The 14,860-nt window shown below is 71.1% G+C and carries 11 protein-coding genes; 3 read left to right on the top strand and 8 right to left on the bottom strand.

Translation table 11 applies throughout. The features are described from left to right. Nucleotides 1-22 precede the first annotated feature (22 nt). Nucleotides 23-3,406 carry an isoleucine--tRNA ligase gene (ileS, locus tag ACFC1J_RS00865; protein ID WP_375901641.1) on the bottom strand — a complete coding sequence of 1,128 codons (3,384 nt, stop codon included), beginning with the start codon at nt 3,404-3,406 and terminating at the stop codon, nt 23-25. A gap of 475 nt (nt 3,407-3,881) precedes the next feature. Beyond that, the gene (locus ACFC1J_RS00860; protein ID WP_375901640.1) at nt 3,882-4,724 is read right to left on the bottom strand and encodes a DUF559 domain-containing protein; all 843 of its coding nucleotides are present in this window, start codon (nt 4,722-4,724) and stop codon (nt 3,882-3,884) included. 280 nt (nt 4,725-5,004) lie between these two features. Here ACFC1J_RS00860 and ACFC1J_RS00855 point away from each other — a divergent pair, with 280 nt between their 5' ends. Beyond that, nucleotides 5,005-5,649, top strand: a complete 645-nt coding sequence (locus tag ACFC1J_RS00855; RefSeq protein WP_375901638.1) for a pentapeptide repeat-containing protein — start codon at nt 5,005-5,007, stop codon at nt 5,647-5,649. A 76-nt stretch (nt 5,650-5,725) separates the two neighbouring features. Here ACFC1J_RS00855 and ACFC1J_RS00850 read toward each other — a convergent pair whose 3' ends face one another. From ACFC1J_RS00850 to ACFC1J_RS00835, 4 genes are read right to left on the bottom strand one after another with little or no spacing between them, the layout of a single operon-like run. Beyond that, nucleotides 5,726-7,294, bottom strand: a complete 1,569-nt coding sequence (locus ACFC1J_RS00850) for an ATP-binding cassette domain-containing protein (RefSeq protein ID WP_375901636.1) — start codon at nt 7,292-7,294, stop codon at nt 5,726-5,728. Beyond that, nucleotides 7,291-8,103 (bottom strand): ABC transporter permease, encoded by an 813-nt coding sequence (locus ACFC1J_RS00845; RefSeq protein ID WP_375901634.1) that lies wholly within the window; start codon nt 8,101-8,103, stop codon nt 7,291-7,293. The genes ACFC1J_RS00850 and ACFC1J_RS00845 overlap by 4 nt, the downstream gene beginning before the upstream one ends. Then, nucleotides 8,100-9,119 (bottom strand): ABC transporter permease, encoded by a 1,020-nt coding sequence (locus ACFC1J_RS00840; RefSeq protein ID WP_375901632.1) that lies wholly within the window; start codon nt 9,117-9,119, stop codon nt 8,100-8,102. The genes ACFC1J_RS00845 and ACFC1J_RS00840 overlap by 4 nt, the downstream gene beginning before the upstream one ends. 25 nt (nt 9,120-9,144) lie before the next feature. After that, a complete protein-coding gene (locus tag ACFC1J_RS00835) occupies nt 9,145-10,770 on the bottom strand; it encodes an ABC transporter substrate-binding protein (RefSeq protein WP_375901630.1) in 1,626 nt (541 codons plus the stop codon). Nucleotides 10,771-10,945: 175 nt separating this feature from the next. Between ACFC1J_RS00835 and valS the strand changes: the two genes are divergently transcribed. Beyond that, a complete protein-coding gene (valS, locus tag ACFC1J_RS00830; RefSeq protein WP_375901628.1) occupies nt 10,946-13,549 on the top strand; it encodes a valine--tRNA ligase in 2,604 nt (867 codons plus the stop codon). Further along, nucleotides 13,546-13,809, top strand: a complete 264-nt coding sequence (locus ACFC1J_RS00825) for a hypothetical protein (protein WP_375901626.1) — start codon at nt 13,546-13,548, stop codon at nt 13,807-13,809. The genes valS and ACFC1J_RS00825 overlap by 4 nt, the downstream gene beginning before the upstream one ends. A gap of 39 nt (nt 13,810-13,848) precedes the next feature. On the opposite strand, the gene ACFC1J_RS00820 is transcribed toward ACFC1J_RS00825, so the two are convergent. After that, nucleotides 13,849-14,070, bottom strand: a complete 222-nt coding sequence (locus tag ACFC1J_RS00820; RefSeq protein ID WP_375901625.1) for a hypothetical protein — start codon at nt 14,068-14,070, stop codon at nt 13,849-13,851. Next, on the bottom strand, nt 14,067-14,720 hold the full coding sequence (locus ACFC1J_RS00815; RefSeq protein WP_375901623.1) for a helix-turn-helix domain-containing protein: 654 nt from the start codon (nt 14,718-14,720) through the stop codon (nt 14,067-14,069). Before ACFC1J_RS00815 ends, ACFC1J_RS00820 begins: the two co-directional genes overlap by 4 nt. Nucleotides 14,721-14,860 lie beyond the last annotated feature (140 nt).

Below are 14,860 nucleotides of genomic sequence, written 5' to 3'. Positions count from 1 at the left end.
TCCGCGCGCTCCCGGTCATCCGTCACTTCGTCTCGCTCCGCTCGCTCAGCGCATCGCACGATGCGTCTCCGATCCGGCTCACCGCGACGGCGAAGCCGCCGCGGTTGGCGTAGGTGCCCTTGTCGATGTCCGCCACGAACTCGGCCGCGGCGAACTCGGCGCCCGCCTCCACGATGTCCGCCTCGACGGCGAGCGTCTCCTCGGCGACGCCGGCGACCGCGAAGGCGGAGCGCACGGCCGCGGCGTCCTCGGCGTCCTCGAAGCGCAGCTGCAGCCTGATGCGGTCGCTCACGTCGAACGCGGCGTTCTTGCGGGTGTCCTGCACGGCGCGGATCACGTCGCGCGCGAGGCCCTCCGCCTCGAGCTCGGGGGTGGTCGCGGTGTCGAGCAGCACGAAGCCGCCGGTCGGGACGACAGCGAGCGCCTCGCCCTCCGGCCGGCCCGTGGTCTCCAGGGCGAGCTCGTACTCGTGCGGCTCCAGGGCGATGCCGTCGGCCGTCACCACGCCGGATTCCTCGGTCCAGAAGCCGTCCTTCGCCGCGCGGATGACGCGCTGCACCTCCTTGCCGAGGCGCGGTCCCGCGGCGCGGGCGTTCACGCTCAGGCGATGGCTGATGCCGTACTCGGCCGCGGTGCCCTCGCCCTGCGCCACGAGCTCGACGGACTTGACGTTGAGCTCCTCGCGGAGGATGTCCTCGAACGGCGCCAGGGCCTCCGCGTGCGGGGTCACCACGGTGAAGCGGGCCAGCGGCAGCCGCACGCGCAGCTTCTCCTTCTTGCGCAGCGCGTTGCCGACGCTGGACAGCTCGCGCACGGCGTCCATCGCGTCGCGCACCTCGTCCGCGTGCGGGAACAGGTCGGCGTCGGGCCAGTCCGTCAGGTGCACGCTGCGCCCGCCGGTGAGTCCCTGCCACACGCGCTCGCCGATGAGCGGCACGAGGGGGGCCGCGACGCGGGTCAGCGTCTCGAGCACCGTGTAGAGCGTGTCGAAGGCCTCGGTGCCGGAATCGGCCCCTGAGCCTGTCGAAGAGTCGACGCCGACCCAGAACCGGTCGCGCGAGCGGCGGATGTACCAGTTCGTGAGCACCTCGGCGAAGTCGCGCAGGCGCGAGGCGGCCGTAGTCGAGTCGAGGCCCTCAAGGTCCTCCTGCACGCCGCGGACGAGGTCGCCCGTGCGCGCCAGGATGTACCGGTCCAGCACATCGGTCGAATCCGTGCGCCAGCGCGCCTGGTACCCGGCTCCGTCGGGGCCGCCTGCGGCGTTCGCGTAGGTCGCGAAGAAGTACCACGAGTTCCACAGCGGCAGGATGAACTCGCGCACGCCCGCGCGGATCCCCTCCTCCGTGACCGAGAGGTTGCCGCCGCGCAGCACCGAGCTCGACATCAGGAACCAGCGCATCGCGTCGGATCCGTCACGGTCGAACACCTCGGAGACGTCAGGGTAGTTGCGCAGCGACTTCGACATCTTGTAGCCGTCGGATCCGAGCACGATGCCGTGGCAGCTCACGCCGGTGAACGCGGGGCGGTCGAAGAGCGCGGTCGACAGCACGTGCATGAGGTAGAACCAGCCGCGGGTCTGCCCGATGTACTCGACGATGAAGTCGGCCGGCGAGTGCGAGTCGAACCACTCCTGGTTCTCGAACGGGTAGTGCACCTGCGCGAACGGCATGGATCCGGAGTCGAACCACACGTCGAAGACGTCCTCGATGCGCCGCATCGTGCTCTTGCCGGTGGGGTCGTCGGGGTTCGGCCGGGTGAGCTCGTCGATGAACGGGCGATGCAGATCAACCTCGCCCTCGGCGTTGCGCGGCAGGCGCCCGAAATCACGCTCCATGTCGGCGAGGGATCCGTAGGCGTCCACGCGCGGGTATTCGGGGTCGTCGCTCTTCCAGATCGGGATCGGGGATCCCCAGTACCGGTTGCGGCTGATCGACCAGTCGCGCGCGCCCTCGAGCCACTTGCCGAACTGACCGTGCTTGACGTTCTCCGGCACCCAGGTGATCTGCTCGTTGTTCGCGAGCATGTCGTCCTTGAAATCCGTGACGCGCACGAACCAGCTGGAGACCGCCTTGTAGATGAGGGGGTTCCGGCAGCGCCAGCAGTGCGGGTAGGAGTGCAGGTAGCTCTGCAGGCGCAGCAGGCGCCCGTTCCCGCGCAGCAGGCGCACGAGCGGGGTGTTGGCGTCCATCCAGAGCTCGCCCGCGACGTCCGTGACGTTCGGCAGGAAGCGGCCGCCCTCGTCGAGCGACAGGATCGTGGGGATCCCCGCGGCACCCGCGACGCGCTGGTCGTCCTCGCCGTAGGCGGGAGCCTGGTGCACGATGCCCGTGCCGTCGCTGGTGGTCACGTAGTCGTCGACGAGGACCTGCCAGGCGTTCTGCGTGCCCCAGGTCTCAGCGTCGGCGTAGTAGTCGAAGAGGCGGTCGTAGGTCGCCCCGCCGAGCTCGGCGCCGGTCACGGTCGCCGAGACCGCGGCGAGCGCATCCTCGGCGCTGTCGTAGCCGAGGTCCTTCGCGTACCCGCCGAGCAGATCCCGCGCGAGCAGGAAGCGGTCCCCCTGCGCGCCTTCGGACGCGCCGTTCGGGCCCAGAGGCAGCACGGCGTAGACGATCTCCGGCCCCACGGCGAGCGCGAGGTTGGTCGGCAGGGTCCACGGGGTCGTGGTCCAGGCCAGTGCGCGGACGCCCTCAAGGCCGAGTGCTGCGGCCTTCTCCCCCGACAGCGGGAAGCTCACGGTGACGGAGGGATCCTGGCGCTCCTTGTAGACGTCGTCGTCCATGCGCAGCTCGTGCGCGCTCAGCGGAGTCTCGTCGCGCCAGCAGTACGGCAGCACGCGGTAGCCCTCGTAGGCGAGGCCCTTCTCGTGCAGGGTCTTGAAGGCCCAGAGCACGCTCTCCATGTAGCCGAGATCGAGCGTCTTGTAGCCGCGCTCGAAGTCGACCCAGCGGGCCTGACGGGTGACGTAGTCCTGCCACTCGTGCGTGTAGGCGAGCACGGACTCGCGCGCCTTCGCATTGAAGACGTCGATGCCCATCTGCTCGATCTCGTCCTTCTCGGTGATCCCGAGCTGCTTCATCGCCTCGAGCTCCGCCGGAAGGCCGTGCGTGTCCCACCCGAACACGCGGTCGACCTTCTTGCCGAGCATGGTCTGGAAGCGCGGGAACAGGTCCTTGGCATACCCCGTGAGGAGGTGGCCGTAGTGCGGCAGGCCGTTCGCGAACGGAGGGCCGTCGTAGAAGACCCACTCCTCGGCGCCCTCGCGCTGCGCGATCGAGGCGCGGAAGGTGTCGTCGGCCTCCCAGAACGCGAGCACGTCGCGTTCGATCTCGGGGAAGCGCGGGCTCGGGGTGACGGCGTCGGCGGCGGGGCCGAAGGATCCGGCGGAGGATGTGCGCGGGTAGGTCATCGTGTCTCGCAGTGTCGGTGGCGGGCGGATGCTGCTGCGAGGACGATCCCTGCGCTGTTTCCGGCAGAAGGGACCGCGGTACCACCCCGCGTGCGGTTCGGTCCCTGTGCTTCGACAGGCTCAGCAACCGCTGGACCGAACTGCCACTCTCACTGCGGCTGTGACGGGCCTGCCCCGCTCGGTTCTACTTGCCCCGGTCGCTCAGCCGATCGTGCGTGCGCTGAACTGGTAGGAGTGTTCTTCCGAGAGCTCCCCGGTGATGGCCGGATCGATGCTCGTCCGTCCAGTCTAACGCTGCCGGACGGGACGGTGCGGTTCACTCGGAGTTGTGCGCGATCTTCGGACGGATCCCGAGATTCGGTCCGAACTTGCGGTACATCTCCGAAGCTGCGCACGTGAATCCGGACCGGTGCGAGGATCCGAAAGGACGGCACCCGGGGGGCGAGAGGAGCGTCCGATCCCCTGCTCCGTGCGATCATGCCGCGCGGTGCAATCCCTGCGCGACCGCGCGCATGATCAGGTCCTGCACCGCCGGCCACTCGAACATCATCTGCGGGTAGCTGATCCGGATCACGTGGTAGCCCATCAGGCGCAGCTCGGCATCGTGACGGATGTCCTCGCTGCGCTGTGCACCGACGTGATGGGCGCCGTCGATCTGCAGCACGAGGCGATCACCGATGAGCGCGTCGACCTTGTGCCCGGCGATCCAGGTCTGGATCCGGATCGGAAGCTGCAGCCAGCGCAGCCTCGGGCGCAGATAGGTCTCCAACCCGGCGTCGGCGAAGGGCGTCGCCTCCGCGAGGATCCGGCGCGCGGCGGGCTTCCAGGGAAAGCCCGCAAGGCCTTCGACCGTGACAAGGCCCTTGTTCAGCGCCGACTCCCAGGTCGCGAGGGCTCGTTCGAACGGTTCGCAGTGCGCCACCGCTGCCAGCACGTTCTCGATCGGATCCTCCAACGCGTCCGGATCCCTCGGCACGATCGGTGCGAACCAGTGCACGTGGGCGCGGTCGGATCGATGGCCGGTGGACTTCGGATCCGCTCCGACATGAAACGCGATCGGCGCCTCGTGCACCCACAGCCCGAGCTGCGCGGCCCTCGAGACGCACGTGATCACCACGCCACTCCGCGCGGCGGCGACGCGCACCGGATCCGCTTCCGGAGTCGCCAGCCAGCCCCGCCGCACCCGGTGCAGCCCGCCGGCGTCCACCGCTCCGTCGATCGCGCGGCGTCCGATCCCCTCGTCCCTCAATCGCACGACGCGGACGACGCCGCCACGGGAGGCCACGAACTCGACAGGATCCAGCGAACGAGAGGTCATCCCCCTACCGTGATGCGGCACAGGGCTGCCGCGAGAGCCGATCGCTCAACCCGTGCGAAACCGGACGGATGAGGCGATTGTGAGGGACGATCCGCCCGAGCCCGGGCGGCCGACGGCCAGGACGACGCTCCGCACGGAGAAGTGCACGATCCTCGGAGCGATCCCGCGATTCACTCCGAAGATGACGCACAACTCCGAGGCTGCGTACCCGCATCCCGCGCCGCGACAGTGCGGCTCCGGCCCCCAGCACTCTGTCGGCGGCCGGCCCTAGGGTCGTGGTATGGCCCGCACCACCGAACGCCCCCAGCCGCCCCGCGTCTCGCCGCCGGATCTGCCGGACGAACTCGACGACGGGGTGGGCCGCCGGCACAGCGACCACATCGGCCTGCGGATCCCGCTGACGGAGGATCTCGCGCACGCGCAGTTCGAGCAGTGCTCGCTGTCCGGCGCCGCGGAACGCGTCGATCTCGCCGGCGCGACGCTGCTGGACGTGGAGATCGTGGATGCCCGCACGCCCGTGCTGTCCCTCAAGAACGCCACGATCCGCCGGCTGCGCATCGCCGGCGGCCGGATCGGCACGCTCGACCTGTCCGGCGCGCACGTCGCCGAGCTGATCGTCGAGCACGCCCGCATCGACTACCTCTCCCTCGCGGCCGCGAGGGTCCAGGATTCGCTCCTCGCGGACTGCACGCTCGCGACCGTCGACGTGCCGGCAGCCACGGTCACCCGTGTGCGCTTCGAGCGCAGCAGTGCGGACGAGGTCGACACCCGGGGCCTGAAGGCCGACGCGCTCGACCTGCGCGGGCTCGACGCCCTGGCGTTCCTCGATGTGACCTCGCTGCGCGGCGTCACCCTGAGCCCCCGGCAGGTCGAGCTGCTCGCTCCGGTCTTCGCCCGCGCCGCCGGCATCGACGTCCAGGACTGACCCCTCCCACTTCCGAGTCGTCCCCCTGACCGCACGCTCTGGGCTCCGCTCACGGGGACGACTCGAAGTAGAGGGGTCAGGCGGAGGGGTCGGAGGCGGCCAGCAGTTCGCGCGTGAAGGGGTGCTGCGGAGCGTCGAGGACCTGCGCGGCCGGACCCTGCTCGACGATCGCGCCGTCCTGCATCACGAGCAGATCGTCCGCGACCGACGCGATCACACCGAGGTCGTGCGAGACGAGGAGCATGGTCAGTCCGCGGTCGCGCTGCAGGCGATCCAGCAGCGCGAGTATTCGCGCACGCACGGTCGCGTCCAGCGCCGACACCGGCTCGTCGAGCACGAGCACCTCGGGATCCGCGGCGAGCGCGCGCGCGATCGCCGCCCTCTGCCGCTGCCCGCCCGAGAGCGCGGCGGGGCGCCGGCCGGCGAGCGCCGGATCCAGTCCGACCTCGCCCAGCAGTGCGGCGGCGCGCAGCGCCCGACGTCCGCGCGGAACGCCTCCGGCCGCGAGCGCCTCCCGGAGCGAGCGTCCGATCGTCCACCGCGGATCGAACGCGCCGAGGGGGTTCTGGTGCACGAGCTGGATCCGCGGTCGCACGCCGGCGGCCCATGCGACCGTGCCGGTGTCGGCGCGCTCGACGCCGAGCAGGATCCGGGCCAGCGTGGTCTTCCCGGATCCGGACTCCCCCACCACGCCGAGGGTCCTTCCCCCGCGCAGCACGAACGACGCGTCGCGCAGCACGGGGCGGTCGAAGCTCTTCCCGACCCCGGTCACCGTGGCGAGCACAGGCGCGTCCCCGGCCGGCGGGGTGCGCGGAGTCCGCGAGGACGCGAGCACCAGCTCCCGCGTGTAGGCGTCCCGCGGCGCGGCGAGCAGCTCCGCCGCCGGCCCGTGCTCGACCACGCGCCCGTCCCGCAGCACCACCACACGGTCCGCGATCCGGCGCACCGCCGCCATGTCGTGGCTGACGAACACGACCGCGGTGCCGTCGTCAGCGATCCGGCGCAGGAGCGCCAGCACCCTGGCCTGCACGGTCGCGTCGAGTGCCGTCGTCGGCTCGTCCGCGATCAGCACCGCCGGATCCGCGGCGAGCGCGCTCGCGATGAGCGCTCGCTGCCGCAGTCCCCCGCTCAGCTCGTGCGGGCGCTGCCTGGCGCGTCGCTCGGGATCCGGCATGGCCACGTCGACGAGGAGCTCCCGCACGCGCGCCGCGCGCCCCGCGCGGCTCAGGGATCCGTGGATCTCGAGCGGCTCGGCGACCTCGGCGCCGATGCGGCGCAGCGGATCCAGGGAGACGAGGGCGTCCTGCGAGACGAGGGCGATGCGCGCTCCGCGCAGCGTGCGCCACCCGCGTGCGGCCAGCCGCCGCGCCTCGACGCCGTCCACCTCCAACGTGTCCGCCGAGACCTCGGCATGCTCCGGCCGCAGGCCGAGCAGGGCGCGGACGGTGAGGGACTTCCCCGCCCCGGACTCTCCGACGAGCGCGACGCACTCTCCCGGCGCGACCGCGAAGGAGACGTCGTCGACGAGGACCCGCCCGTCGATGCCGATCCGCAGGCCCTCCACGCGGAGAGCGGGCCGGGGAACCGACCGGTGAGCGGGCTCGGGCGCCGACAGAGCAGCGCTCCCAGACGTCGCGGCGCTCATGGGCGCCTCCCCTCGGCACGGGCGCGGAGCGCGCGGCCGAGGAAGGTCGCCGCGAGCACCGTCAAAGTGATCGCGAGCCCGGGGAACACCGCGATCCACCACGCCTGCCCCAGCACGTTCCGTCCGCCCGCGAGCATGAGCCCCCACTCCGGCGACGGCTCGGTAGGCCCGAGACCAAGGAAGCTGAGACCGGCGGCCGCAAGGATGCTGGATCCGAGCCCGATCGTGGCCAGCACGCTGAGCGCCCCCAGCACGCCCGGTGCGACGTGCCGGCGGAAGGCCGTGAACGCTCCGACGCCGAGGATCCGCGCCGCCTCGACGTGCTCGGCGCGACGCAGCACCTGCGTCTGGGAGCGGGCGAGCCGCACGTACACGGGGATCGCGGCGAGCGTCACGCCGATCGCGACATTGGCTGCACTGGGGCCGAGAATCGCGACGACCACGAGCGCCAGCAGGAACTCCGGGAAGGCCATCAGCACATCGTTCGTCCGCATGAGCGCCGCGTCGACCGGCCGCGGCGAGACCCCGGCGAGCGAGCCGAGCACGAGGCCGACCACGAGCGCCAGGCCCGTCGCCAGGACGCCGATCCCCAGCGAGCGCCCGGCACCGTGCACCACGCGGGCGTACACGTCGCGCCCGCTCTGGTCGGTGCCGAAGGGGTGACCTGGACCGGGCGGGAGCAGCGCGTCGCGCACATGCGTCTGCACGGGATCCGCGGGGGCGAGCAGCCCGGGCACGAGGGCGGCGAGCACGACCGCCGCCAGCACGAGCACGGCGAGCGCGAGCAGTAGCCGTCGCAGCAGCCTCATCGTCGGGCCTCCGGGCGCGCGGGAGCGGCCTCGTCGACGGCGGTGGCCGAGGTGCGCAGCCGCGGGTCCAGGAACGGCGCCGCGAGCTCCACGAGCGTGTTCACGATCACGAAGACGAGGGCACTGAACAGGATGATCCCGGTGACCACCGGCAGATCGCGGCCCGTGATCGCCGCGAGCGTGACCCGGCCGAGGCCGGGGCGGGCGAACACCGTCTCCACGAGCACCGCGCCGCCGAGCAGCGATCCAACGAGGTACGCGCTCAGGGTCAGCGCCCCGATCGAGCCGTGCCGCAGGGTGTGCCGCAGCGTCAGCCGGGTGTGGTCGGCCCCGCGGGCGCGCACGGTCAGCGCCCAGGGCTGGCGTTCCGCGGCCTCCACGCCGTCGCGCAGCACCTGGCCGAGCAGGGCCGCGACGGGCAGCGCGAGGGTGACCGCCGGCAGCACGAGGCCGGCTCCGGTCCTGGAGCCCGCCACGGGGAACCAGCCCAGGCCGAAGGCGAACACCGTGAGCAGCAGCAGCCCGATCCAGAACACCGGCGAGGACAGCACGACCAGCTCGGCCGCGGCGAGGAGCCCGCGGGCGAACGGGCGGCGGGCGATCAGCACTCCGGCGAGCGCGAGCAGGACCGCGACGGCGAGGGCGGCCGCCGTGAGCTGCAGCGTCGCGCCGAGCTGACGCCCGATCACCTCGCTCACCGGCATCCGCAGCTGGTAGGACATTCCGAGATCCCCGTGCAGCAGATCCCCCAGCATCGAGAGATACTGCTGCCACATCGGTCGGTCCAGTCCCAGGTCCGCCCTGATCCCGGCTTTGACGGCCTCGCTCACCTGGGCCTGCGGACCGAGCATGACGCTCACCGGGTCGCCCGGCAGCACGCGGAACGCGAGGAACGAAAGCGTCGCCGCACCCCAGAGCACGAGCACGAGCGAGAGCGCCGCACCGCCGATCCGGCGCAGGAGTGCCCCGGATCGCGGCGAGACGCTCGTCGGCGACTGCCCCGGACGATCCCTCACGAGCGGACGATACCGCGAACCGCGCTCACTTCACGCCGGCGCCGAAGAACAGCGGCCGCCCGTAGATGTCGAAGCCGAGGCCCGCCACCGTGTCGCCGACCGCGGTGATCGCCGAGGTGACGTAGAGCGGCACGATCGCGTCGTCCTTCGCGTTCCACTTCTGGATCTGCGCGTAGACGTCGGCGCGCTTCGCCGCGTCGGTGGTGGCGATGCCGTCTTTCAGGAGCTGGTCGAGCTTCGGATCGCTCACGGACGACGCGTTCTGGAAGCCGTCCGTCGCGAGATGGCTGCGCAGCAGATCGGGATCGACGCCGGAGAAGTCCCAGTCCGTGATGTCGAACGTCTTGGGACCGTACTTCGCGTTGTATGCACCGGGCTCGAGCGTCTCCCGCGTGATCTCGAAGCCGACGGCCTTGAGGTCCGACTGGATCGCGTTCGCGAGGGCGGCGTGATCGTCCGAGACGGGGGTCCACGCGATCCAGTTCGCGGTGAGCCGCTGTCCGTCCTTGGTGCGGATACCGTCGGCTCCGTGCTGCGTCCAACCCGCCTCGTCGAGGAGCTTGTTCGCGGCTTCCTTGTCGAAGGGCCAGCTCTTCTCGAGGCTCTTGTCGTAGCCGGGAGTGGTCGGCCCGAGGATGCTCCACGCGCGCGGGAACTGGCCGAAGAAGATCTTGTCCACCGCGGTGTCGACGTCGATCGCGCGGGTGAACGCCTCGCGCACCTTCTGGTCGGCGAACACCCCGTTCTTCTCGTTCAGGAAGAGCGAGTAGGGCAGGCCTGGCACCTGCACGGACTTCACCGTCGCGGACCCCTTGACCTGCGACACGAGGTTCGGCGGCAGCTGCGAGGCGAGATCGATCTCGCCCGAGGAGACGGAGCCGCTGCGCACCGAGGCCTCCGGCAGGATCTGCACGCGCAGGGTCTTGAAGGCGGGGGCCTTCTCCCCCTCGGGGGCCCACGCATAGGTCGCGTTGCGGGTGTACACGATCTCCTGATCCGGCGTGTACGTCGAGATCCGGAACGGGCCGGTGCCCACGGTGACGTCCTTGCCGCCGGCGGCGAGGTCGGCGGAGTGCTCGGCGAGGACCTTCGGCGCGTAGAAGCCGAGCTGCGCCGTGCTCGCCGCCTGCAGGAACGGGGCGTAGGGCTGCGAGAAGGAGACCTTGACCGTGGTCGGGTCGACCACCTCCGTGCCCTTGTACAGCTCGCCGCCGAGCATGCTCGCCGCCTGTGCCGATTTGGTCGCAGGATCCGCGATCCGGTCGAAGTTTGCCTTCACGGCGGCGGCGTCGAAGGTCTCCCCGTTCGTGAAGGTGACGTCGTCGCGCAGGTGGAACGTGTACGCGGTGCCGTCGGCGGAGACCTCCCACTTCTTCGCGAGCCACGGCACGAAGGATCCGTCCGCCTTCTGGAACACGAGCGAGTCGAGCACGGCGCGCTGCACCATCGCGGTCACGTCGAGCTGGCTGGTCTGCGGATCCATCTTCCCGGAGGAGAGCAGGCTGCCGTCGACGCCCCAGACGATCTCGCCGTTCGCGTCTCCGGGTCCGGAGGCGGATCCCGTCGAGGCGGAGCAGGCGCTGAGCGCGAGCGCGGCGGCCGCGGCGAGCGCGGTGAGGGGCAGGAGTCGACGCCGAAGCGGAGAGGGCATGAGGGATCCTCGGGGTGCGATGAGGGTGCGGGTGCGGGACACTCCAGGCTACCGGTTTGTGGACAGGGTGGATCTATCGGTGGCCGGGCGCGCGGGCCTGCCCGGTAGACTGTCGCCACACCCCACACTCAGGCACGCTCACACAGTGCCGCACACATCGCACGAGGAGAGACCCATGTCACAGGCGAACCCGATTCCCGACAAGCCGGCGCTGGAAGGCCTCGAAGCGAAGTGGGGTGAGCGCTGGTCCACGGACGGCACGTTCCTCTTCGACCGCCTCCGCGCGGCGCAGAGCGGCCGTGACGGCGTCTACTCGATCGACACCCCGCCGCCCACCGCGAGCGGCAGCCTGCACATCGGCCACGTCTTCTCCTACACGCACACCGACATCAAGGCGCGCTTCGAGCGCATGCGCGGCAAGAACGTGTTCTACCCGATGGGCTGGGACGACAACGGCCTGCCGACCGAGCGCCGCGTGCAGAACTACTACGGCGTGCGCTGCGACCCGTCCCTGGGCTACGACCCCGACTTCACTCCCCCGTTCGAGGGCGGAGACAACAAGTCCTCCCGCGCGGCCGACCAGCTGCCCATCAGCCGCCGCAACTTCATCGAGCTCTGCGAGAAGCTCACGGAGGAGGATGAGAAGCACTTCGAGGCGCTGTTCCGTCAGCTGGGCCTGAGCGTCGACTGGACCCAGACCTACCGCACCATCTCGAACGAGTCGATCCGCCAGAGCCAGCTGGCGTTCCTGCGCAACATCGAGCGCGGCGAGGCCTACCAGTCCCTCGCGCCGACCCTGTGGGACGTGGACTTCCGCTCCGCGATCGCACAGGCCGAGCTCGAGGACCGCGACCAGCAGGCCTCGTACCACACCGTCGACTTCCCCTTCGCGGACGGATCCGGTCACATCACGATCGAGACCACCCGTCCCGAGCTGCTCCCCGCGTGCGTCGCGATCGTGACCCACCCCGAGGGTCCGCACAAGCACCTCATCGGCACGAAGGTGCGCACGCCCTTCTTCGACGCCGACATCGAGATCCACGGCCATCATCTCGCCCAGCCCGACAAGGGCACGGGAGCGGCGATGGTCTGCACGTTCGGCGACGTGACCGACATCGTGTGGTGGCGCGAGCTGCGCACCGCCGACGGACGCGACCTGCCGAACATGACCACGATCGGCCTCGACGGCCGCTTCCTGCCCGACGCGCCCGCCTCGGTGGGCGACGCGGACGCGGCCTCCTGGTACGTGGAGAACATGGCAGGCAAGACCGTCTTCTCCGCCCGCAAGGCGCTTGTGGAGAAGCTCCAGGAGACCGGGGCGATGACCGCGGTCGGCAAGCCGTTCAACCACGCGGTGAAGTTCTTCGAGAAGGGCGACCGCCCGCTCGAGATCGTCTCGACGCGCCAGTGGTACATCCGCAACGGCGCCCGCGACACGGACCTCCGCGAGCAGCTGCTCGCCCACGGCACGGAGCTGAACTGGCACCCCGAGTTCATGCGCGTGCGCTACGAGAACTGGGTGGGCGGCCTGACCGGCGACTGGCTGGTCTCCCGGCAGCGCTTCTTCGGCGTGCCGATCCCGCTCTGGTACGCCCTGGACGAGAACGGCGAGCGCGACTACGACCGCGTGCTGACGCCCGATCACGCAAGCCTGCCGATCGATCCGACGAGCGACGTGCCGGCCGGCTACACCGCCGAGCAGCGCGGCGTGCCGGGGGGTTTCGACGCCGAGGCGGACATCCTCGACACCTGGGCGACCTCGTCGCTCACCCCGCAGCTCGCGGGCGGCTGGGAGCGCGACGCCGAACTGTGGGACCTGGTCTCCCCGATGGACCTGCGCCCGCAGGGCCAGGACATCATCCGCACCTGGCTGTTCTCGACCATGCTGCGCTCGACGCTCGAGGACGGCCGCACCCCGTGGCGCAACGCCGCGATCAGCGGATTCATCGTCGACCCCGACCGCAAGAAGATGTCCAAGTCCAAGGGCAATGTGGTCACCCCGGCCGACATCCTCGACACGCACGGATCCGACGCGGTGCGGTACTGGTCGGCCTCCAGCCGCCTGGGCGCCGACGCCGCCTTCGACCCGCAGAACCCGACGCAGGTGAAGATCGGCCGCCGTCTCGCGATCAAGATCCTCAACGCGGCGAAGTTCGTGCTCTCCTTCCCCGTCCCCGAGGACGCCGAGATCACGCACGCGCTGGACGCGTCCATGCTCGCCACTCTGGACGGCGTGGTCCGCGATGCGACGGCCGCGTTCGAGAACTACGACCAGGCCCGCGCGCTCGAGATCACCGAGGCGTTCTTCTGGACGTTCTGCGACGACTACCTCGAGCTCGTCAAGGAGCGCGCCTACGACCGCACGAACGTAGGCCAGGCCTCCGCCGCGCTCGCCCTGCGCCTCGCGCTGTCGACCCTGCTGCGCCTGCTCGCGCCCGTCGTGTCGTTCGCGACCGAGGAGGCGTGGAGCTGGTTCGAGGACGGCTCGGTGCACACCGCCGCCTGGCCGGAGCCGCGCGGCGGCGAGGGCGACCCCGCGATCCTCGCGACATCGAGCAAGGCGCTGATCGGCATCCGCCGGGCGAAGACCGAGGCCAAGGCCTCTCAGAAGACCCCGGTGTCGTCCGCGACGATCGCCGCACCCGCCGCCGACATCGCTGCGCTCCAGGCCGCGGCCGACGATCTCCGCGCCGTGGGCCGGATCGCGGAGCTCGGCTTCGTCGAGGCCTCGGAGCTCGTCGTCACCGCCATCGAGCTGGCGCCGGCCGTGGAGGCATGATGCAGCTCGGGACGCGCTGGGCCGCCGGATCCGAGCCGCCCGCTTCGGTGCCCGCGGCCCTGCGCCCCGGCATCGCCGACGCGGAGGCCCGGAGCGTTGCCGGCGGCACGCTGAGCCTGCAGACCGGCGCCGTGAACCTGCTCCGCGGCACGTGGACGCTCACCTGGCTGGAGGGCCGCCCGATCGCCGAACTCGACACCGGCTGGGAGGTCTCGCGCACCGCCTCTGGCGAGGTCGTGGTCCGTCCGTTCGAGGACTGACCGACCGGGCCTCTCGCGGGGCGCGCCCCGGCGTCGACCTCAGCGCGACCGGGATCCGATCATCTGCAGAGCCTTCTCGAGGACGTACGGATCCGTCGTCTTGCGCGCCTGCTGCTCGCGGAGCAGGTCGATGGCGAGCGCGCGCCGCTCCGCACGGCGCTCCATGCGCCGGCGGACGTGCCCGGTGATCGCATCGGCGATCCGGAGTCCCGTGCGCTCGGCGAACGTGGGCGCGGCGATGTGCAGCGTGGCGGCGGTCATGACAGCTCCTCGGTCTCGGCGGTGCGGTGCTCCACGGCGCCCTGCGGGCGGCCGTCGGGAAGGTCGAACAGGTCGGCGCGGACCGTGACGCGGCGCACCCCTGGACCGGTCTGGCCCCGGTAGCGCTGCACGGCCGCCTCGACGAGCTCGTCGATCTGCTGCGCGAGCTCCTGCAGCTGCGGCGCGGTCATGTCGATCATCGTCGTCATGTGGTGCGCGGCGTCGCGCCATTCCTGCGGGACCTCGGCCTGCGGGCGGTGCAGATGCTCCATCAGACGCTGGTGCCGGTTGCGGAAGAACTCGTCCTCCACGATCTGCGCGGCGGCCCGACCCGACGGCGTCATCGCGTCGTTCGGGCCGGAGAACGACATCCGTCCGCGAGGGCGCTCCCACCACCGCTCGCGCGCCGTGCCGCGCCCGGCGACCTCCTGGATGAGGTCACGCGCGGCGAGTGCGCGCAGGTGATAGCTGGTGACGCCCGAGCTCTCCCCGATCAGCGCCGCCAGCGAGCTCGCCGTCTGCGGGCCGCGCTCCGCGAGCAGATCCAGGATCCGCACCCGCAGCGGATGCGCGAGCGCCTTCAGGGCACCCGCGTCGAGCGTGCGCTCCTCGGGCCGCCCGTCCCGTCGGGGTCCTTCGTTCTCCGTCATGCATGCAAAACTACCTTTGCAAGTGATTCTTTGCAAGGACTTCTTTGCAACACTTCTCATCGACGCCCCCCTCTGAACGCCGACGCCCCCTCGCAGGAGCGCCGCTCAGAGGGGGCGTGGGCGCTGCGAGGGGGCGTCGA

This window comes from Microbacterium sp. NPDC056052 (genome assembly GCF_042266785.1).
Taxonomy (GTDB): domain Bacteria; phylum Actinomycetota; class Actinomycetes; order Actinomycetales; family Microbacteriaceae; genus Microbacterium.
Note: the sequence above shows the minus strand (reverse complement) of the source record. Positions and strands in the feature narration are given on the sequence as shown.